At 63.9% G+C, this 19,922-nt stretch carries 16 protein-coding genes and 1 pseudogene; 9 read left to right on the plus strand and 8 right to left on the minus strand.

Going from position 1 to position 19,922, the window contains the following annotated elements; genetic code table 11:
- Positions 1-26: 26 nt before the first annotated feature.
- The 7 genes from K3F49_RS05325 to K3F49_RS05355 all read left to right on the plus strand — a co-directional run bounded on the left by K3F49_RS05325 (position 27) and on the right by K3F49_RS05355 (position 8,365).
- On the plus strand, positions 27-1,130 hold the full coding sequence (locus K3F49_RS05325) for an NAD(P)/FAD-dependent oxidoreductase (protein WP_234679837.1): 1,104 nt from the start codon (positions 27-29) through the stop codon (positions 1,128-1,130).
- A gap of 213 nt (positions 1,131-1,343) precedes the next feature.
- Positions 1,344-2,588 (plus strand): ABC transporter substrate-binding protein, encoded by a 1,245-nt coding sequence (locus K3F49_RS05330; protein ID WP_234679838.1) that lies wholly within the window; start codon positions 1,344-1,346, stop codon positions 2,586-2,588.
- 91 nt (positions 2,589-2,679) lie between these two features.
- Positions 2,680-3,555, plus strand: coding sequence for a branched-chain amino acid ABC transporter permease (locus K3F49_RS05335; protein WP_234679839.1), 876 nt, complete (start codon positions 2,680-2,682; stop codon positions 3,553-3,555).
- Between the two features lies 1 nt (position 3,556).
- Positions 3,557-4,483 carry a branched-chain amino acid ABC transporter permease gene (locus tag K3F49_RS05340; RefSeq protein ID WP_234679840.1) on the plus strand — a complete coding sequence of 309 codons (927 nt, stop codon included), beginning with the start codon at positions 3,557-3,559 and terminating at the stop codon, positions 4,481-4,483.
- Positions 4,483-5,964 (plus strand): ATP-binding cassette domain-containing protein, encoded by a 1,482-nt coding sequence (locus K3F49_RS05345; RefSeq protein ID WP_234679841.1) that lies wholly within the window; start codon positions 4,483-4,485, stop codon positions 5,962-5,964. Before K3F49_RS05340 ends, K3F49_RS05345 begins: the two co-directional genes overlap by 1 nt.
- Before the next feature lie 41 nt (positions 5,965-6,005).
- The gene (locus K3F49_RS05350; protein ID WP_234679842.1) at positions 6,006-7,244 is read left to right on the plus strand and encodes an ABC transporter substrate-binding protein; all 1,239 of its coding nucleotides are present in this window, start codon (positions 6,006-6,008) and stop codon (positions 7,242-7,244) included.
- A 221-nt stretch (positions 7,245-7,465) separates the two neighbouring features.
- Positions 7,466-8,365, plus strand: coding sequence for an SMP-30/gluconolactonase/LRE family protein (locus K3F49_RS05355; protein WP_234679843.1), 900 nt, complete (start codon positions 7,466-7,468; stop codon positions 8,363-8,365).
- Between the two features lie 420 nt (positions 8,366-8,785).
- On the opposite strand, the gene K3F49_RS05360 is transcribed toward K3F49_RS05355, so the two are convergent.
- From K3F49_RS05360 to K3F49_RS05375, 4 genes are all read right to left on the minus strand, one after another.
- On the minus strand, positions 8,786-9,745 hold the full coding sequence (locus K3F49_RS05360; RefSeq protein WP_234679844.1) for an ABC transporter permease: 960 nt from the start codon (positions 9,743-9,745) through the stop codon (positions 8,786-8,788).
- Positions 9,742-10,854: an ABC transporter permease gene (locus K3F49_RS05365; protein WP_234679845.1), complete on the minus strand. Its 1,113-nt coding sequence runs from the start codon at positions 10,852-10,854 to the stop codon at positions 9,742-9,744. Before K3F49_RS05365 ends, K3F49_RS05360 begins: the two co-directional genes overlap by 4 nt.
- Positions 10,847-12,394 (minus strand): sugar ABC transporter ATP-binding protein, encoded by a 1,548-nt coding sequence (locus K3F49_RS05370; RefSeq protein ID WP_234679846.1) that lies wholly within the window; start codon positions 12,392-12,394, stop codon positions 10,847-10,849. The genes K3F49_RS05365 and K3F49_RS05370 overlap by 8 nt, the downstream gene beginning before the upstream one ends.
- A 63-nt stretch (positions 12,395-12,457) precedes the next feature.
- Positions 12,458-13,588 (minus strand): sugar ABC transporter substrate-binding protein, encoded by a 1,131-nt coding sequence (locus tag K3F49_RS05375; RefSeq protein ID WP_234679847.1) that lies wholly within the window; start codon positions 13,586-13,588, stop codon positions 12,458-12,460.
- Between the two features lie 476 nt (positions 13,589-14,064).
- On the opposite strand from K3F49_RS05375, the gene K3F49_RS05380 reads away from it, so the two are divergent.
- Both K3F49_RS05380 and K3F49_RS05385 read left to right on the plus strand, forming a co-directional pair.
- On the plus strand, positions 14,065-15,375 hold the full coding sequence (locus K3F49_RS05380) for an ABC transporter substrate-binding protein (protein ID WP_234679848.1): 1,311 nt from the start codon (positions 14,065-14,067) through the stop codon (positions 15,373-15,375).
- Between the two features lie 373 nt (positions 15,376-15,748).
- Positions 15,749-15,928 carry a hypothetical protein gene (locus tag K3F49_RS05385; RefSeq protein WP_234679849.1) on the plus strand — a complete coding sequence of 60 codons (180 nt, stop codon included), beginning with the start codon at positions 15,749-15,751 and terminating at the stop codon, positions 15,926-15,928.
- 172 nt (positions 15,929-16,100) lie between these two features.
- Here the strand turns inward: K3F49_RS05385 and K3F49_RS05390 are convergent, their stop codons facing one another.
- The 4 genes and pseudogenes from K3F49_RS05390 to K3F49_RS05405 form a co-directional block, all read right to left on the minus strand.
- The gene (locus K3F49_RS05390) at positions 16,101-17,270 is read right to left on the minus strand and encodes a Gfo/Idh/MocA family protein (protein ID WP_234679850.1); all 1,170 of its coding nucleotides are present in this window, start codon (positions 17,268-17,270) and stop codon (positions 16,101-16,103) included.
- A 47-nt stretch (positions 17,271-17,317) separates the two neighbouring features.
- The gene (locus K3F49_RS05395; protein WP_234679851.1) at positions 17,318-17,632 is read right to left on the minus strand and encodes a septal ring lytic transglycosylase RlpA family protein; all 315 of its coding nucleotides are present in this window, start codon (positions 17,630-17,632) and stop codon (positions 17,318-17,320) included.
- A 103-nt stretch (positions 17,633-17,735) separates the two neighbouring features.
- The gene (locus K3F49_RS05400; RefSeq protein WP_234679852.1) at positions 17,736-18,581 is read right to left on the minus strand and encodes a CmcJ/NvfI family oxidoreductase; all 846 of its coding nucleotides are present in this window, start codon (positions 18,579-18,581) and stop codon (positions 17,736-17,738) included.
- A gap of 222 nt (positions 18,582-18,803) precedes the next feature.
- Positions 18,804-19,899, minus strand: a pseudogene (locus K3F49_RS05405) (LLM class flavin-dependent oxidoreductase).
- Positions 19,900-19,922: the final 23 nt, after the last annotated feature.

The raw sequence follows: 19,922 nt of genomic DNA on the forward strand, positions 1-19,922 counted from the left end.
ACGTAGGCCGGATCGGGAAGCAAGCCATGCGCGTTGTGATCTGCGGCGGCGGCGTGATCGGGGCCTGCACCGCCTACTTCCTCCGCCGCCACGGCGTCGATGTCATCGTCGTCGAACGGACCGAAGTGGCGGCTGCGGCTTCCGGCAAGGCCGGCGGCTTTCTGGCGCGCGACTGGTGTGCGGGCACGCCGCTCGATGCGCTGGCGCGACGCAGTTTTGCGCTTCACGCGCAACTGCCGGGGGAGATCGCGGGCGATTGGGGTCACCGCCCGATGAGCGCCTATGGCGGCTATGTTGCACCTGATGGCGATCCGCGCCGGAATGCGCCATCCGCGCTCGACTGGCTCGGCGACGGCGTCGTCATCACGCAACGCATCGGCACCCCCGAGACGACCGCGATCGTTCATCCCCGAAAATTCACGTCGGCCGTGATGAACGCGGCGCTGGCGCGAGGCGCCGAGCTTCGCGTTGGCCGCATCACCGGCATCTTGCACGATTCCAATGGCACGGCGTCGAAGGGCGTGGAGATCGAAGGCAGCATCATCGAAGCGGATGCCATTGTGATCGCGATGGGACCATGGTCGCTGCTCGCGGCGCAATGGATGAGCCTCCCCGCTGTCTATGGCCAGCGCAGCCCGAGCATCGTCTACGACATCGGCCCCAACGTGCCGGCCGATGCGTTGTTCCTGGAATGCGAGACGGATGGCAGCGCCGTGTCGATCGAGGTCTTTCCGCGCGCCGACGGCAGCACGCATGTCACCGCGCTCTCCGACATCGCACCGCTGCCGCTCGACCCGGCGACGGTGACGCCGGACCGCGATGCGATCGCGCGCCTGCAAGCCATGTCCGAACGGTTATCGCCGCTGTTTCGTTCCGACAGGATCATCGCGCAGCAGGCCTGCTTCCGTCCCGTGACGGAGGACGGCCTGCCGTTGATCGGCCGGGTGCCGCAGAGCGACGGGCTCTATGTCGCGACCGGACACAATGTGTGGGGCATCCTGAATGCGCCCGCGACCGGCGAGGCCATGGCGCAACTCATCGCCGACGGCGCAGCGCACGAGGTGGATCTCGCGCCGTTCGATCCCGCGCGGCTCGCGCCGCTTGACCCGTCGCTGTTGCAAGCGCGCTGAGCGACCAGCATCGCCGCCGCCGCAACGTACGCGCATGGCCTTCGTCGAAATCTGCATGCCTGCGCGCGCTCGAACGCCTGCAATTTATGCAAGCGCTAGACTTTAGTCCCCATCGTACAATCCTGAATACAGTTTCACTTGCCGGGGATTCTCTCGTCGTTATAGTCCCGCCCCAATAGCTCAAAGAAGCTTTGGTTCAAGGGAGAGAACAACATGAATAAAGCACTCTCTGGTGCATTGCGAAGTGCGTTTGGTGCGGTCGCGACCGGCGCATTGTTGGCGGCTTCCAGCCCCGCCTTTGCGGCCGATCCGATCAGGATCGGCGTCATCGCGGAAGCGCAGGCGATTGCCGGCGCATCGATCCCGCAGGCGGCGCAGCTCGCCGCCGACGAGATCAACGCCGCCGGCGGCGTCGACGGCCGCAAGATCGAAATCATCGGCTACGACAACCACTCTTCCTCGGCGGACTCGGTGCGTGCCTTCCAGCGCGCGGTGAACGAGGACAAGGTCAACGCGGTCATCGCCAGCTACATCAGCGAGGTGGTGCTGGCGCTTGAGCCCTGGGCGTCGCGGCTGAAGACGCCGTTCGTCACGCCGGGTGCGGCCTCCAACGAGATCAGCAAGAGCGTTCACGCCGATTACGAGAAGAACAAGTACACCTTCCACGGCTACCTGACGTCAGCGGCGCTGGCGCTCTCGGTGTGCGACGGCGCCAAGGACCTGCTCGTCGACAAGATGCACATGAAGACGGCCGTCATCATGAGCGAGGACGCCGCCTGGACCAAGCCGCTCGACGTCGGCTACGAGGAATGCCTGCCCAAGATCGGGCTGAAAGTGCTCGACCACATCCGCTTCTCGCCCGACACCACCGACTTCACACCGATCTTCAACAAGATCGAGGGCTCGAAGCCCGACGTGATCATCACCGGCATCTCCCATGTCGGCGTGCAGCCGACGGTGCAGTGGAAGAACCAACAGGTGCCGATCCCGATGTTCGGCATCTCCTCGCAGGCGACCAACGAGACCTTCGGCAAGGACACCAACCAGGCGGCCGAAGGCGTGCTCTATCAGGGCGTCTCCGGCCCCGGCGTTGCGGTGACACCGAAGTCGGTGCCGTTCGCGGAAAACTTCAAGAAGAAGTTCGGCAACTACCCGTCCTACGCCGGCTACACCGCCTATGACGAGGTCTATTACATCGCCGACGCGGTGAAGCGCGCCGGCTCGACCGATGCCGACAAGCTGGTCGACGCGCTGGAGAAGACCGACTGGGAAGGCACGATCGGCCGCGTCCAGTTCTACGGCAAGGACGATCCGTTCACGCACTCGATCAAATACGGCAAGGGCCTGATCACCGGGCTGATGCTGCAATGGCAGGACGGCAAGCAGAGCGCAGTCTGGCCCAAGGACGTCGCCAAGGTCGATCTCAAGTTCCCGAGCTTCATCAAGCTCGGCAACTGATTGGACATGCTCCCGGGACCACCTCCCGGGAGCTTCCATTTGCGGCGCCCCGCAGCACCTTCCCTCCAGTGAGACTCTTGGCCAATCATAGATGCGAGCTTTCCAGATTCTGATTGATGGCTTTGCCATCAGCGCCCTCTACGCACTCGGTGCCACCGGCTTCACACTCATCTTCGGCGTCTCCGGCGTGCTCAACCTCTCCCACGGTGCCATCATGGTGGCGGCAGCGGTGGCGGCCTGGGCCGCCGCCAGCGTGCTCGGTGTCGGCACCTATGCCGGCGCACTGATCGGGGTCGGGGTCGCCCTCCTCACGGCTTTCCTCACTTATTTTGCGGTGGTGAAGCCGATCCAGGACTCCCGGCGCATTCCGACTGAGGAGAAGGAGATCTTCGTCCTCACGGGAACGCTGCTCTGGGGCATCATGATCCAGGAGCTGATCGCCTATTTCTTCACCAACAACGCCAAGACGGTGCTGCCGATCGTCGAGGGCGTCGTCGAGATCCTCGGCGTCCGCACGCCGAAGAACGAGATTTTTACCGCGATCGTGTGCTGCCTCGTCATCGCGCTGCTGTGGCTGCTGGTGAACCGCACCCGCACCGGCAAGGCGGTGCTGGCGGCTTCGATGAATCCGCGCGGCGTGACGCTGCTCGGGCTCGAGCTCACCAACATCTACATCGTGGTGTGGGGCATCTACGGCATCCTCGCCGGTATCGCGGGCGTGCTGCTCGGCATGTTCCTGGGCGTCAGCTCCTACAGCGTGGGCCCGCTGACCGCGAGCGCGTTCTCGATCGTGGTGCTCGGCGGCCTCGGCAGCGTCTCCGGTTCGCTGATCGCGGCCTTCGTGGTCGGCTATCTCGAAACGCTGACGGCCTATCTGGTCTCGCCGGCCTACCGCACCATTCCGGCGCTCTTGCTGCTCGTGTTCGTGATGTATATCCGGCCCCAGGGCCTTCTTGGGAGGCGCTGAGATGGCGAGCTTCTTTACCTCGCGCCTGTTCTTTGTCTCGCTGGCGCTCGTGATCATCGCGGCGACGTTGCCGCTCTATGTCTCCGGTTATGTGCTCGGCCTCCTCACCGTCGCGTTCTATTTCGGCGTGTTCGCGATGGCCTGGGACCTGCTGTTCGGTTTCGCGGGCGAAGTCAATTTCGGCCCCACCTTCCTGATCGGCGTCGGCGCCTACACCGCCGGCATCCTCAACGCCCAGTTCGGCTGGTCGGTCTATCTCTGCATCGTGCTCGGTGCGCTCGCCTCGGTCGTCGCCGGTCTCGTGCTGGCGCTGCCGGCGCTGCGGGTGCGCGGGCCGTATTTCGGCCTGACCACGCTGGTCGCGGTCTTGATGCTGCAGAATTTCATCGTGGTGTTCGCCGATCTCACCGGCGGCGAGATCGGCCTGACCATCCCCGACGTCATCACCATCAACGCCGGCGCCAATTACTGGATCGCGCTCGGCTTCATGACGATCTCGGCCGCGATCCTCTACGGCCTGTCGCAATCGCCGATCGGCCTCGTGCTGCAGGCCAGCGGTCAGGATCCGGTCCAGGCCGGCGCGCTCGGCTTCAACATCGTCAAGCACAAGCTCGCCGCCTTCATCGTCAGCGCGTTCTTCTCCGGGTTATCGGGCGCACTGCTGGTGTTCTACTTCGGCACCGCCTCGGTCGGCACCGTCGTCGACGTCGCGGTCGGCGTCAACGTCATCGTGTCGGCCGTGCTCGGCGGCCGCCGCACCGTGCTTGGGGCGGCGCTCGGCGCGATCTTCCTGATCGTCGCCGGCGAATTCCTGCGCCCGACCGGCGAGCTCGCCACCTTCATCGTCTCGGCGGTCGCGCTGCTCGTCGTCCTGTTCTTCCCCGGCGGCTTCCTCGGAGCGGCCCTCTCGCGCGAGGCTCGCTCGTAATGGACCAGAGGCTTTCAAACCGGCCCGTGCTCGAAGTCCGCGGCCTGACCAAACGCTTCGGCGGATTGACCGCGGTCAAAAACCTCGGCTTCGAGGTCAACAGCGGCGAGATCTTCGGCCTGATCGGGCCGAACGGCTCGGGCAAGTCCACCGCGATGAAGAGCGTGATGGGCATCGAGCGCCCGACCGCCGGCGAAGTCGTCTTCGAGGGCGAGAATGTCGCCGGCCTTCCCGCGCACAAGATCGCGCGAAAGGGCTTCGGCATGGTGTTCCAGCACTCGCGGCCGCTGAACCGGCAGACGGTGCTGGAGAACATCATGGTGGCGCTGCTGCCGGACAGCCTGTTCATGCTGTTTCCGGACAAGGCGCTGGTCGAACGCGCCAAATGGATCGCCGATCGCGTCGGGTTGGGTAGCGTGATGAACCGCCGCCCGCCGACGCTGCCCTTCGCTGATCTGCGAAGGCTCGAGCTCGCCAAGGCGATCGCGCGCGACCCGAAGGTCGTGCTGGTGGACGAACCCTTCGCCGGCCTGACCCGCGCCGAGGTCGACGTGTTCTCCGACCTGATCCGCAGCTTTCGTGATGAGGGCCGCGCGGTGATGCTGGTCGACCACAACGTCAAGAGCGTTGCGGCGCTGGTCGACCGCGTGCTCGCGATGTATCTCGGCGAGGAGATCGTCACCGGCAAGGCCGACGACGTCATGAAGAACGAGACCGTGCGCCGGGTCTATCTCGGCGGTGCGATCGAGACCCATGCGCGGCCCGAGACCAGCTTCAAGGACAAGGTGCCGTTGCTCCAGGTCGAGAATGTCAGCGTTCATTACGGCAAGGCGCAGGCGCTGGAGAACGTCTCGATCCACATCCACGAGGGCGAGTTCGTCTCCATCGTCGGTCTCAACGGCGCCGGCAAGACCACCCTGTTCAACACCATCTCCGGCTTCCTGCCCTACAGCGGCGAGATCATCCGTGGCGGCGAAAAGCTGCGCGGCACCAGCCCCGCAAAAATTGCGCGCAGTGGCCTCGTTCAATGTCCTGAATCGCGCGAGCTGTTCGGCGAGATGAGTGTGCGCGAAAACCTCGATCTCGGCGGGCAACATCTCGACGACGAGGCCCGCGCCAAGCAGCTCGCCTGGCTGTTCGAGCTGTTTCCGATCCTGAAGGAGCGGCAGGGGCAGATGGCGCAGACGCTCTCCGGCGGCGAGCAGCAGATGCTCGCAATCGGCCGCGCGCTGATGATGCAGCCGCAGATCCTGATCCTGGACGAGCCGACGCTAGGGCTTGCGCCCGTCATCCTCGAACTGTTGTCCAAGGCTCTGGAGCGGCTGCGTCAGACGACATCCATCACCGTGCTGCTCGGCGAGCAGAACGTGACCTTCGCATTGCCGCATGCCGACCGCGTCTATGTGCTGGAGCATGCACGGGTCGTCTGGGAAGGCGATCCCGGCCGCTTCGCCGCCGAGGCCGGCGCCGATTTTCTCTAGTTCGCGCCTATCAACAAGAAAACAACGAAAGGGAAACGACCATGCGATCATCGCGCATTTTAAGCTCTGGCCTCCTCACCTCCGCGCTGGCGCTGTGCCTCGCCGCCCCCGCCTATGCGCAGTCCAACGATCCGATCAAGATTGGAGTCATCGCCGAGGTGCAGTCGATCGCGGGCGCTGCGACGCCCGGTGGCGCGCAGATCGCCGCCGACGAGATCAACGCCAAGGGCGGAATCCTCGGCCGCAAAGTCGAGATCGTCACCTATGACAACAAGAGCTCCTCGGCCGACTCGGTGCGCGCCTTCCAGCGCGCGGTGAGCGAGGACAAGGTCTCCGCCGTGATCGCGAGCTATATCAGCGAGGTCGTGCTGGCGCTCGAGCCCTGGGCAGCTCGCCTGAAGATGCCGCTGATCACGCCCGGCGCCGCCTCGAACGAGATCACCAAGGCGATCCACAACGACTACGAGAAGAACAAGTACACCTTCCACGGCTATCTGACCTCGGCTGCGCAAGCCCAGATCGTCTGCGACGCGGCCAAGGATCTTCTGGTCGACAAGATGCACATGAAGACGGTCGCGATCATGAGCGAGGACGCCGCCTGGACCAAGCCGCTCGATGTCGGCTACGAGGCCTGCCTGCCCAAGGCCGGCTTGAAGGTCGTCGAGCATGTGCGCTTCTCGCCCGACACCACCGACTTCACGCCGATCTTCAACAACATGGAAGCCAAGAAGCCCGACGTGATCGTCACCGGCATCTCCCATGTCGGCGTGCAGCCGACGGTGCAGTGGAAGAACCAGCAGGTACCGATCCCGATGTTCGGCATCAGCGCGCAGGCGCTGAGCCCGACCTTCTGGAAGGACACCAATGGCGCCGCCGACGGCGTGCCGTCGCTGGCGGTTGCGACCCCCGACGTCGCCGTGACCTCGAAGACGAAGCCGTTCGCCGCCGCCTTCAAGGCCAAGTTCGGCACGCCGCCGGCCTATACCGGCTACACCGCCTATGACGAGGTCTACATCATTACCGACGCGATCAAGCGCGCCGGCTCGACCGACCCCGACAAGATGGTCGCCGAGATGGAGAAGACCGACTTCGAGGGCACGATCGGCCAGATCAAGTTCTACGGCAAGGACGACGAGTTCACCCACGGCATCAAGTCCGGCCCCGGCGCGGTCACCGGCCTCGTCTTCCAGTGGCAGGACCAGAAGCAGGTCGTGGTCTGGCCGGAGAAGATCGCGGAAGGCAAGTTGAAATTTCCGGACTTCGTGAAGCTGTCGCAGTAAGAAGCGGAAGAACGCCACCACAACGACGTGATGCCCGGGCAAAAGCGCGAAGCGCGTCTTCGCGCGAGATGTCCCGGGCATTTCGTTTTGCGGCGATGCGCCGTGAGCCGAGGCACTCTTGCAAATTTGGCAGGGTCGATCAAAGTAACGACAGCACGCAGGGATCCCAAGAATCTGCTCAAGAATCTGCCCAAGAATCTGCGGCTCATCAAGGAGGACGCATGCTCCCCTATGTCGCCCACGACCCTCGCTTCGACCGGCTGGTCTTCGGCCACGTCAATCTCGAGAAACTCACCAGCGGTTGCCGCTGGGCGGAAGGCCCCGCCTACTTTCCGGCCGGGCGCTACCTCGTCTGGTCCGACATTCCGAACAACCGGATGATGCGCTTCGACGAGACCGACGGCTCGGTGTCGGTATTCCGCGCGCCGAGCTTCAATTCCAACGGCAACACCACCGACAGCCAGGGGCGGCTCGTGACCTGCGAGCATTTCATGCGCCGCGTCACCCGGACCGAGCACGACGGCTCGATTACCGTGCTGGCGGATGCGTTCGAGGGCCGCCGGCTGAATTCGCCCAACGACGTCGTGGTCAAGTCCGACAACTCGATCTGGTTCTCCGATCCGACTTACGGCATCGACAGCGATTATGAAGGGCAGCAGAGCCCGTCAGAGATCGGCGCCTCCAACGTCTACCGGATCGACGGCAGCACCCGTGCCATCACGCGCGTCGTGTCCGACCGGGTGCAGCCCAACGGGCTGGCCTTCTCGCCCGACGAAACCCGGCTCTATGTCGCCGACACCGGCGCGACGCATGTCCGCGGGCTGCCGCCGACGATCTGGTCCTATCAGGTCAAGGGACAGACAGTTGGGGAAGCCTCGCTGTTTGCCACTTGCCCGGACGGACTCTATGACGGCTTCCGCTGCGACATCCATGGCAACATCTGGACGTCGGCGGGCCGCAGCGTGTTCTGCTACGCAGCCGACGGCACGCATCTCGGCACGATCCCGATTGGCGAGATCGTCGCCAATGTCTGCTTCGGCGGCCCGCGCCGCAACCGCCTCTACATCTGCGGACAGACCTCGCTGTATTCGATCTACCTCAACACGCGGGCGGCGGTGTAGGAAGAAAGCCAAAGCCTATGACGAGACGACGAGTTTTGATAGCCATAGCGCTCGTTGTAGCAACGATGCTGTCTGCCGTCGCGGCCGCCCCTTGGGTTCTTTACTGGAAGGGACTTAACGAGATTGAGGGCCGCCCCACGCCCGCAACACACACAGCCTCGATCGAGCAAATAGATGACTTGTTCCAGAAGCTACGGCTCACCCAACCCGCTCAAGTCCGTCCGATGTCACCATACTCCTATTTACTTCAGGGCGGTACCAACGATCCAAGCGCTCGCATCGCCTGGCTCGTTGCACGCTCCTATAACGTGAAACACTTGAGCAACCGCCGATATTGGCACTTGTCTGGCGCAGCTTTGACTGTTTGGCTCACGCGCAACTGGACTCCGACAGAGCTGATCGCCACAGCAGCTGATCTAACTAACTCGTGACACGTTCGCCGCGCCCGTAGACCAGCAGCATGAAGATGATGACGAGGCCGTAGATCACCTGGCGGCCGGCCTCGGGCATATCCATGATCGACAGCACGCTGTTGAGCAGCACGATCAGCACCACGCCGATCAGCGTCCCGAGATAGCGGCCGCGGCCGCCGAGGATGTTGGTGCCGCCGATCACGACCGCCGCGATCGACGGCAGCAGATAGGCATCCCCCATGCCCTGATAGGCCTTGGTGGAGTAGCCGGCGAGCAGAACGCCGGCGAGCGCGGCGGCGAGACCACAGAGGACGAAGCAGATCACGGTAATGCGGCGGGTATCGACGCCAGCGAGATACGCCGCCGCCTCCTTGTTGCCGATGGCATAGACGTAGCGGCCGAGCGTCGTGCGCTGCAGAACAATCGTGACGAGCACCGACACGGCGATCCAGACGAACAGGGCGTTGGGAATACCGAGCGTGCGGTCGCCGGCCAGCATCCGCATCAGGTCGGTGGCGCCGGTCTGCGGCGCGTACCCCCCGGTGTGCGCCACCATCAGGCCGCGCATCACCGCGTTGACGCCAAGGGTGAAGATCATCGATGGCACGCGCAGATAGGCGACCCCGATGCCGTTGACGAGACCGACCAGCAGCCCGACCCCGAGCCCGACCGGAATTGCGAGCGGCCCGCCGATCGATGTCGCCATCATGGCAGCCGCGGCAAGCGTCCACGGCACCGACAGGTCGATCTGGGCAATCAGGATCACCATCATCATCCCGGCGGCCACGATGCCGAGGAAGGCGCCGATCTGAAGCTGCTGCAGCAAATAGGTCGGTGACAACAGCGGCGCGCTGCCGAAGCGCGCAAACGTGTAGATCGTGCCCGCCACCAGGATGACGAGGATGAACAGCGCCGCGATCAGGATCGGGCGGTCATCGCGCGAGAGACTGAGTGAGGCCGAACTCATCGGAACAGCTCCAGCGTGTTCTTGACGCGCAGGACGCCGAGCGCGCCGATGCTGACCGCTGCCAGCAGGATCAGGCCCTCGAACAGCGGTTGCAACAGCGGCGCGATGTCGAAGATGCGGAAGAAGAACGAGATGACGCGCAGCACCATGGCGCCGAAGATCGAGCCGATCGCGCTGCCGGTCCCGCCAAGCAGCGACGTCCCGCCGATGACGACGGAGGCGATCGAGTTGAGCGTGTAGGCGCCGGCCTGCGGGATGTCGGCATTGCCCGAAGATGTCTGGATGGCGAGGAACAGGCCGCCACAGCCGGCAAAGAAGCCGGCGAGCGTGAAGGCGGCGATCTTGGCACGCTCGATCGGAAGGCCGGACATGTAGGCGGCGCCTTCGGCCGAGCCGACCGCATAGACGGCCCGGCCCAGCACGGAGCGGCGGAACGGCACCCAGACCAGGAGCGCAATCAGGACCAGCAGCACGAACGGCACCGGGATCCAGGCCACCGGCGCAAACCAGGGCGCTGCGCCGTCATCGAAAATGTGGACGGTCGCGGCGAAATCGCCGAGCGAATTTGTCAGCGCCCAGTTGAGATCCTCGTCGATCTTGCCGCCCGGCGTCGGCCGCAGGAACAGCGCGATGCCGATATAGACCGCGCCGGTCGCGAGCGTCGCGATGATCGGCTGGATACGTCCATAGACGACGACGCAGCCATTGACGAAGCCGGCCAGTGCGCCGATCGCGAGGCAGATGACAATCCCGAGCAGGATGCCGCTGACGCCGCCGGGAAAGGTGCCGAGGCCGAGATGAAGCCCGAAGATGTCGAGATGCAACGCCGTGCCGCCCGCCGCCCCCGTGAGCAGATAGCTTGCGAAACACCCCACCATGGTCATGACGGCGCCCACGGAGAGATCCAGCCCCGACGCCAGCACCGGCACGGTCTGGGCCATCGCCAGCATGGCGAGCGCAAAGATCTCGTCGCCGTTCTGCACCAGAACCGCCGACGAGAAGCCCTTGGGGTGGGCGAGGTTGTAGAGCAGATAAAGGATGGAGAACAACAGGACGGCGGTGACGATGCCGATGTTCTGGCGAATCCTGATGGCGACATCGTCAAGCATGGGCGGCTCCGGGCGTGTCCGGTGTCGCGGCGTCGATGTTCAGCGCGCTCGCGATGATGTTGGTCTCGTTGAGCTCGTCACCCCAAAGCTCGCGCACGATGCGCCCGTCATACATGATCGCCACCCGGTCGCAGCAGCCAATGAGCTCGTCATAATCGGTCGAGTAGAACAGGATGGCGGCGCCCTGGTCGGCGAGCTCGCGCATCAGCCGGTAAAGCTCCTGCTTGGTGCCGACGTCGATGCCGCGCGTGGGATCGTTGAGCAGGATGATGCGCGGATCGGTCATCAGCCATTTGGCGAGAACGACCTTCTGCTGGTTGCCGCCGGAGAGCGTGGCGACCGCGTCGCCGGGCGCGCCGATCTTGATCTGCAGCCGCGCGATGGCGCGCTTGATCGCATCGGTCTCGCGCGCACGGTCGACCAGGGGTCCGGTCGAGATCGCGTCGAGCGAGGCGATCACCAGATTGTCGGCGATCGACATCGGCAGCATCAGGCCTTCGGTCTTGCGATCCTCGGGCACCAGCGCGATGCCGACCGACTTCGCCGCCGCCGGAGATCCCGGACGCACCTCGCGACCTTCGACGGTGACCTGCCCAGAGACGCCGCGCAGCACCCCGAACAACGCCAGCAGCAGGGATTTCTGGCCTTGGCCGTCGAGCCCGCCGAGGCCTACGATCTCGCCGGCGCCGACGCTGAGCGAGATGCGATCCAGCCTCTTGTCCCAACTCAGATTATCGACAGCCAGCATCGGCTTCGGCGATCCACGCGCGGGCTTGGGGGGATATTGGGCGGCGATGTCGCGCCCGATCATGAGCTGAACGATATCGGCGGTCGAGCGCCGGCCCTGGTCGAAGGTCTCGATATGACGCCCGTTGCGGAACACCGAGGCACGGTCGGCCAGCGCCTCGACCTCGTGCATCCGGTGCGAGATGTAGAGAATGGCAACGCCCTCGGCCTTGAGCCGCGCCAGCATCGCATACACCTTCTCGACGTCGGCACTGGTGAGGGCCGATGTGGCTTCGTCGAGGATCAGGAGCTGCGGCTTCTTGCCGAGCGCCTTGGCAATCTCCACCACCTGCCGTCGCGACAGCGGCAGATCGCGCACGCGCATCAGGGGATTGACGTCCTCGCAACCGATCTCGGCCAGCAGCTCCTCGGCACGGCGGCGCTGCGCCCGCGCGTCGATGAGGCCGAAGCGGCGCGGCGGCGAGGCGATCGAGATATTGTCCGCGACCGAGAGGTCGGGCATCAGCGACAATTCCTGGAAGATGCAGACGACACCGGCCGCATTGGCGGCCGACGGCGTCGCGAAGGTCACTTCGCGTCCGCCGAGCCGCATGGTGCCGGTATCGGGCTGGACGACGCCGGCGATGATCTTGATCAGCGTCGACTTGCCGGCGCCGTTCTCGCCCAGCACCGCGTGGATCTTGCCGCGCTCGCAGGCGAAGTCGACGCCCTCGAGCGCCCGTACGCCGGCGTAGCGCTTGGAGATTCCGGACAGGGTGAGGAAGGCGGGGTGGCTCGAGGTGACGTCCGGCATGGCGGGCTCACGCAGCAGCGGCCCGGCCAAGGCCGGGCCGCAACCGGGACATCTCCAGTGTACTCACTGGGTGTTCTTCTCGCTCTGCGACATGATCTCCGGGGCCGTGAAATTGACGCCGCAGGGCGTGAACTGGTTCGGCGCGAAGAAGTTTGCATTGAGGTCCGGCCAGTAATTGGTGCCGGGCTTCAGATCCTTGTAGGTCGCAACCGGAATCGGGATCGAGATGAGCTGCGGCATCACATTGCCTTGCAGCGCGGAGATCGCCGCCTTGGTGGCGATGGCGACCAGCGCCGGCGACTGGCCGTAGGACATGCCCTTGAGCCCATCCTTGGCATGATCGGCGATCTGCTTGCGGTACTCGTTCTCCCCTTCGCCCGACATCGGGACGAAGGGATGCTTCGCCGACATCATCGCCTGCACGGTGCCGTCGGAGCCGCCTTGCGTGAACACGCCGTCGAAATGGCCGTGCACCGCGAGGGCGTCCGCCGTCACCTTCTGCGAGGTGCCGGTATCCCAATTGCCGACCACTTCTGTGATCTTGAAGCTGTTGCCCGGAGCTTCCATGACCTCGCGGAAGCCGAGATGGCGATCACGATCGACCGAATTGCCCGGCAGGCCGCGGACCTCGAGGATGTCGCCCGCCTTCTTGCCGCTCTCATCGATGAGCCACTTCGCCGACATGCGGCCCATTTCCTTCTGGTCCTCGTTGACCATCATCACCTTGTCGGTGTCGAGGACGTTGTCGAAGGGAACCACGACCACGTTGTTCTTTTCGGCAAGGCGGATAATGCGGTCGAAGCCGTCGGGCGCTACCGCGATGGTGACGATGGCGTCGAAGCCCTGATTGATGAAGTCCTCCATCGCGCCGAGTTGCGCTGCAACATCGGTGCCGGTCGAGACGACCTTGAACTCCTTGATGTTCTCCTTGATGCCCGGCTGCGCCGCGAAGGCCTTTGCGGTCTTCACCATCTGGATGCGCCAGGTGTTGCCGACGAAGCCGTTGACGAGCGCGATCTTGTAGGGACCGGGCTTCTTGTCCCACTGGAAGAACTTGGTTTGAGCAGACCAGGGCTTGAAGCATCCGGGATCGGCGCCCGGACCGGAGACGACCTTAGGCCCTGCCAGGGCGCTGACCGACGACAGCAACAGGCCAACGCAAGCGAGCCCCGTCAAACGAAGCGTCCACACCATATCACTTCTCCTGAGCTTTTGTGTTCCACCCTTAACGCGGCGCAATGGCCAAGCCGGGAATTGGGCTTCCCGTGCAATTTACCCGACTAGGATGGCACGCAACCTCCGATGCGCACAAGCCGAATGCCGGTCATAAGTCTTGTCCCACAACGAACGCGTAGAGCAAAAACCATCACATCTGCGGGAGACGATGTGGCCTCGGGCCGAAGCTGAAAACACACGCGCGACAAGCGGATGTTCGCGTTCGGCCTGATGGCGCGCAATCGGAATGATCGCCAACCAAAGGACAGCGCAGCGCAAAAAGAATGATGCTCAGCGAAAAATGATACTCAGGGAAAAATGCCCGACGCGATTCATGGTCGGCTGCGCGTCCGAATTGCCTAGTGCGGCGCATGTTGACTTTCGTGCACGCCCTCCAAATACTCGCCAAAAAACATAAGACCAGTCGCAAACGACGGTTCGGAGGGAGGGATAGGATGCCGACTTCACGCAGGCAGCTGCTGAAGGGTACGGCGGCTGCTGCCGCCACACTCAGCCTCGATTGGACCCGGGCCCAGGCGCAAGCCGAGAATTTGCGCATCGGCCTGATCTACGATCTCACCGGACCGTTCGCCGCGGGCGGCTCGGTCGCCTCCTCGGTCGGTGCGCAGATCGCCATCGATCTCGTCAACGAGAAGGGCGGCATTGGCGGCAAGACCAGGATCGTGCCCGTCCCCGCCGACTCCCAGAGCAAGGCCGACGTTGCCATCAACGAGGCCGAGCGCCTGATCAGCCAGGAAAAGATCGACATCATCAACGGCGTCTACTCCAGCGCGCATGCCGTGCCGATGGCGGCGAAGGTCGAGCAGCAGAAGAAGATCCTCTGGATCACGACCGCGGTGTCGACCGCCGTGTTCAAGGACAAGAACCTGCAATATGTGTTTCGCGCGCAGATCCACTCGGATCAGTACGGCCAGGCCTTTGCCGGCTTCATCGCCGAGCACGCGAAAGCGAAACTCGGCATGGACCCCAAGGAGGTCAAGGTCGCGCTGATCCATGAGGACGGCCCCTACGGCGTCGGTGTCGCCGCGGCCGACGAGGCCTATGCCAAGGAGGCCGGCATCCAGGTGGTGCTGCGCGAGGGCTATTCGGCCTCGGCGCCCGATCTCTCGGTGCTCGTCACCAAACTCAAGCGCGCCAAGGTCGATGTGATCTCGCACGCCGGCTACAATCCCGACATCACCCTGTTCCTGCGCCAGGCACGCGAGAGCGGATTGCGTTTCAAGATGCTGTTCGGAGCCGGCGCCGGCTACAGCCAACTCGACAAGCTGCGCACGACCTTCGGCGCCGACATCGACAATTTCTGCAACATCGATCCGGTGCCGGCACAACTGCTCGATCCGTCGAAGCTCGCGCCCGGCATGGGCGATCTGATCAAGACCATGGTCACGCGCTACCAGGCCAAGACCGGCGCCACCGACGTGCCGCCGCACTGTTCGATGGGCTTCAACCAGACCTGGGTGCTGCTCAACAACGTACTGCCGGTGGCGAAAGAGAAATACGGCAGCTTCGAGCCGGAGGCCATTCGCAAGGCCGCGCTCGACGTCGACATCCCCGCAGGCGGCACCATCCAGGGCTACGGCGTGAAGTTCTTCCCGCCGGGCACGCCGCTCTCCGGCCAGAACGAACGCTCGACGCCGGTGGTGATGCAGAACGCGGGCGAGCATATCTCTGTGGTGTGGCCGACCAACATCCGCACCCAGGATCCGGTGTTTCCGCTGCCGAAGGGCTCGACTTACGGGACGTAGCGATACAGTTCTCGGTGGATTGCTCCACCCTCCTCTGGAGGGGTAAGAGCGCGCGCCCACTACAACACCACCCGCCGCACTCACGCCGTTGTAGCCGGCGCTGTCTGCAGCCAGCGGTTATTGTTTTCGCGCTGTAGTTGGATTTTTGACCACGCAGCAGCGCGCCCAGGTTGTGAGACGAAGTCTTCTTGAAACAGAAGCCTGCTATGCTGGGACTTTAATAATTGGTCCCACGCTCATTTTTATATGCAAGACGATCAACCAATCACGTTCCAATTTCGGGTTGACGTATCGGCATAGCGGCTCGCATTCCGGAGCCATCCAGCGGGGAGCAGACATTCTCAGGAACTGAATTCCAGCGATGGGGGTGACAATGCCCGCCATATTCGAATTACTCTACAAGGAATATTGCCGCGCTCGCCTTGCCGAGATGCGCAAGCAGCTTCTGCTCACGGGCAAACATCCAAAACTCGTCCTGCCGGATCATGATCCCGCCGACCCGGATAGGGTGGATCCGCAACACGATGCCGAATCGAAGCGCGCGCGGGAATAATCGCGCCACGGCAACAGTATCTTGGAAGGCAGTCCATTTTCAGGAGGCCACATTGAATACGCCCGAATTCTATGCGGCGTCGATCGCCTGCTTCTCTTGCCTGACCATTGTCGTGATGATGGCCGTCGGAGCCTGGTAGGCGACGAGATGATAGCAGCGAACGCGCATCGTCCTACAACATCACCCGCCGCCCCTCTTCCGCCGCCCAATAGCCGGCATAGTTCACCTTGATCGTCTCGTAGGCCAGCGCGAGGTCCGACAGCGGCTGGCGTCCCGTGGCGGCGCATTCCATGAAATCCTGGATCTCCTGGAGATAGCCGCGCGTCCATTCCTCCTCGAGGCAGACATATTGCCAACCGGTTTTGCGGTCGACCTTCTCCGTGATGTAGACCGGGGCGAGCTTCTCCTCGGAGGTCTGGTAGCTCATCAGATGCGTGTTGGGGGTGATGTTGGCGAACAGCGAGCCGCCGCTGGTGTAGGTCTCGATCAGATTGCGCACGCCGCCCATGATCATGTCGCCGGAGAACACGGTGGCCTTGGTGCCGTCTGAGAAAGTCGCCGTCAGCGTGCCCCAATCCTCGACATCGACCGGGTTGGCCTTGATGTAGGTCCGCTCCTCCGGCTTGAGGCCGGCCGTGACGTTTCCGACATCGCCGGTGACGCTGGCGACCTTGATGGTCTCGCCGCGCGCCTTCGCCTCGACCTGCTTGAGATAGAGCACGGCTGAGAGCGGATGGCAGCCCATCCGGATCAGCGAGCCGCCGCCAGTCGTCGCCCATTGCGCGGCATGCGCCGCGTGCGAACCGGAATGACTCTCCTCGCCCTTCATGAACAGGATCTTGTCTTTCGTCGCCTTGAGGATCTCGGCCGTCTTGGTCACCGCCGGTGCGTAGATCCAGTCCTCGGCATACATGAAGAGCTTGCCGGTGCGCTCGATCGCGGCACGGGTGGCGTCCATCTCCTCCAGCACGCGTTCATACATCAGCGCCTTCGGCACGTGCTTGCCGATCGGCTCCCTGTCGCCGTTGCGGCCGAAATAGCCGGCAAACGGCTTTTCGCAGATGACGTGCTTGCCGGCCTGCATGCTGGCGACGATCATCTCGGCATGAAGATTTGGCGGCGTGCAGATGTCGATGACCTCGAGCGCGCGGTCGGCGATCAATTCCGCAAAACTGCGATAGACCCGCGGGATATTATGGCGGGCGGCAAATTCGACGACGTGATCGCCGCGCGCAGCGACCGCCGCTACCTCGACGTCGACGCCGTAGACGCGCCGGAACGCATACATATGCAGCTCCGACACGAAGCCGCAGCCGACGAGTCCGACCCTGATTCTGGCCATAACGCCCCTCCCCTTGCTTTGGGCGGCACTATAGCGCGCGGACGGAGCTATTCCACCGAGACCCGCACCACGCCGGCACTCATCATGCCGAGCGCGCGGGCGGCTGGCACGGAGAGATCGACGATGCGGCCGCGGATGAAGGGACCGCGATCATTGACGCGGCATTGGATGGAGCGTCCGCTGTAGGACACCTTGAGCACGCTGCCGAACGGACGCGTCCGGTGCGCGCAGGTCAGCTCGCCGCCTCTTCCGGCCTTCCCGTATCCATAATAAGAGGCAAGTCCGCTTTCGGCGTGGGCGATGGAAAATGCAGAAAGCGAGAAGGTGGTCAGGCACAATAATAGCGTCGGTTGCGCTCGCACGGCTCCGCTCCGGGTTAGCCCTGCCCCGCGCTGCAACGTCGCCCGGTTCCCGTTGGTTCCCGAAACACTGCCGGGCAACGCCCGGCAGTGCCATCACACATTGTTACTGTTTGTGAAAGACCAGCGTGCGCACCTCGATGCTCTCGCGCGGCGCGGTATCGGTCGGCGTGGTCGGATCGACGAAGGCGGTGTGCGGCCCGAAACGCGTACGGCCGTCGGTCGCCGAGTCATAGCATTTGAGCAGCAGCGCCTCGTCCGCCGTCATCTCGGGGAAATAGAACCAGCGGTGGTTCGGATTGTATTTCACCGAATAGGTCTCGCCGCGACGGTTGGGATAGATCAGGTCGGAGGCGACGAGATCGTCGGGTGACACCGTGGTGCCGTCGACCATCGCCAGCGGTGAATCGCGCAGGGGACCACGGATCGGCCGCCAGAGGTTGATCACCTGGACGCGGCCCTTGAGCAGCTCCTCGGCTTCATCAGGTACATGCTCGCGCACGCGGTTGGCGCCGGAGACGGCGGTCTGGTCGACATGCACACGCGTCGCAGGCTGGCGCGGACCGCCGTCGCGAATATCCGCGGCGCCCTCGACGCGCCTGCGCACGGTGTGGTCAAAGATGACGACGCGATCGGCTTTCAGCGTCGCCCGCAGGAAGGCCTCGACAGCGGGATAGTAGACGGCGCGGATTTCCTCTTCGTTGTAAAAGTCCTTGACCTGGTTCGGATGGCGCACCAGCGCAAAGCCCTCGCGATCGAGCGAGATATTGTTCGCGATCAGGCGCGCATCGAAGATCGGCACCTGATGCGGCTCAGGCAGTGACGTGCTTTTCGGCTCGCCCGGCGGCGGATCGAAGGCGTAGGTGCGTGGCTTGCCGGAAACCGGCGCGAGATAGTTGAGTTCAGCGGTGACGAAGGGAAGCGATTCGATTTTTGTTTCTTGCAGGCCCATGGCCGGTCTCCCGATGTGGTCGTCTTCATGATTTTTGATGGGTGGAGCGTGGCGCAAGAGTGGGGATGCAAATAGCAATGCGGGTGTTGCCGTCAGCATGAAATGCAGAAGGAACCTGTCGAGGAAGGCGACCGGGTTGGAATGCGTTCTATCCGGTTCACGGATGCTTGAGCTCCTTGTGAGGTCTCGTGCCCCGTGTCCGGGACACGGTTGCCGTGCGGATCATTCCGCCGCGATCCCTCGCTGCTGGTCGCGCGCGGCGATCAGCTTGCGCGTCAGCGGGATCAGCTCGCGACCGTAGTCGATGGCATCCGGAAGCGGATCGAAGCCGCGGATCAGGAAGTGGCTGACGCCGAGGTCGTAATAGTCGGCGAAGACCTCGGCGACCTGCTCGGGCGTGCCGACCAGCGCGGTGGTGTTGCTGTTGGCACCGGTGAGCTTTGCGATCTCGGTCCACAGCCGCTTGTCGATACGCGCGCCCTGGTCGGCCGCTGCCAGCAGCCGCTTGGCGCCCTCGGTCGCGTGATTGGGCCGGCGATAGCCGGTCTGATCCTGCAACTCGGTGGCACGCTCCAGGATCCCTTCGGCCTTCTGCCAGGCTTTTTCCTCGGTGTCGGCGAGGATCGGCCGCACCGACAGGCTGAAGCGCGGGCTCGGCCGCCCGTGCTTCGCGGCCGCCGCACGCACGCGTGCCGTGACGTCGCGCACCTGCGCGTAGGATTCGCCCCACAGCGCAAAGGTGTCGGCGTGCTTGCCCGAAACCTCGATCGCGGCGTCCGAACCGCCGCCGACGAAAGTATAGATGCCGCCCTTCTGGAGCGGCTTCACCTGCGAAAAGCCGTTCTCGACGGTGTAATACTTGCCGCTGTAGTTGAACGGCTTCTCGCTGGTCCATTCCAGCCGCACGACGTCGAGGAATTCGCTGGTGCGGGCGTAGCGTTCGTCCTTGTCGTCGAGCGTGTTGCCGTCCTGCCTGAGCTCGATCGCGTTGCCGCCGGTGATGACGTGCAGCGAGACGCGGCCGTCGTAGAGCTGGTCCAGCGTGGCCAACTGGCGCGCCAGCAGCGTCGGCGCGGTGAAGCCCGGCCGCTGCGCGATCATCACCTTGAGATTCCTGGTGATGGTCAGCACGTGCTGGGCGATTTGCAGCGCATCCGGCGTGGTCGAATGGAACGCCAGCAGCGCGCGGTCGAACCCGGCAAGCTCATGCGCTCTCGCCACCGTCTCGATATAGTGCGGATCGAGCAACCGGCCCCTGGCGCACGATGGTCTCGGAAGCGTTGCTGTTTGCGATGAAGCCGATGAACTCGACCGACATGATGGTCTCCCTGTTGTTGTCTG

Origin of the sequence: Bradyrhizobium monzae (assembly GCF_021458635.1) — a bacterium.
In the GTDB taxonomy this organism is placed as follows: domain Bacteria; phylum Pseudomonadota; class Alphaproteobacteria; order Rhizobiales; family Xanthobacteraceae; genus Bradyrhizobium.

Excerpts from the sequence above, each read along its gene's own strand:
- K3F49_RS05340 (WP_234679840.1), top strand. The coding sequence starts at position 3,557 with ATGGCGAGCTTCTTTACCTCGCGCCTGTTCTTTGTCTCGCTGGCGCTC.
- K3F49_RS05325 (WP_234679837.1), top strand. The coding sequence starts at position 27 with ATGCGCGTTGTGATCTGCGGCGGCGGCGTGATCGGGGCCTGCACCGCC.
- K3F49_RS05365 (WP_234679845.1), bottom strand. The coding sequence starts at position 10,854 with ATGCTTGACGATGTCGCCATCAGGATTCGCCAGAACATCGGCATCGTC.
- K3F49_RS05355 (WP_234679843.1), top strand. The coding sequence starts at position 7,466 with ATGCTCCCCTATGTCGCCCACGACCCTCGCTTCGACCGGCTGGTCTTC.
- K3F49_RS05400 (WP_234679852.1), bottom strand. The coding sequence starts at position 18,581 with ATGGGCCTGCAAGAAACAAAAATCGAATCGCTTCCCTTCGTCACCGCT.
- K3F49_RS05330 (WP_234679838.1), top strand. The coding sequence starts at position 1,344 with ATGAATAAAGCACTCTCTGGTGCATTGCGAAGTGCGTTTGGTGCGGTC.
- K3F49_RS05370 (WP_234679846.1), bottom strand. The coding sequence starts at position 12,394 with ATGCCGGACGTCACCTCGAGCCACCCCGCCTTCCTCACCCTGTCCGGA.
- K3F49_RS05345 (WP_234679841.1), top strand. The coding sequence starts at position 4,483 with ATGGACCAGAGGCTTTCAAACCGGCCCGTGCTCGAAGTCCGCGGCCTG.
- K3F49_RS05350 (WP_234679842.1), top strand. The coding sequence starts at position 6,006 with ATGCGATCATCGCGCATTTTAAGCTCTGGCCTCCTCACCTCCGCGCTG.
- K3F49_RS05360 (WP_234679844.1), bottom strand. The coding sequence starts at position 9,745 with ATGAGTTCGGCCTCACTCAGTCTCTCGCGCGATGACCGCCCGATCCTG.
- K3F49_RS05375 (WP_234679847.1), bottom strand. The coding sequence starts at position 13,588 with ATGGTGTGGACGCTTCGTTTGACGGGGCTCGCTTGCGTTGGCCTGTTG.
- K3F49_RS05335 (WP_234679839.1), top strand. The coding sequence starts at position 2,680 with ATGCGAGCTTTCCAGATTCTGATTGATGGCTTTGCCATCAGCGCCCTC.
- K3F49_RS05380 (WP_234679848.1), top strand. The coding sequence starts at position 14,065 with ATGCCGACTTCACGCAGGCAGCTGCTGAAGGGTACGGCGGCTGCTGCC.
- K3F49_RS05385 (WP_234679849.1), top strand. The coding sequence starts at position 15,749 with ATGCCCGCCATATTCGAATTACTCTACAAGGAATATTGCCGCGCTCGC.
- K3F49_RS05390 (WP_234679850.1), bottom strand. The coding sequence starts at position 17,270 with ATGGCCAGAATCAGGGTCGGACTCGTCGGCTGCGGCTTCGTGTCGGAG.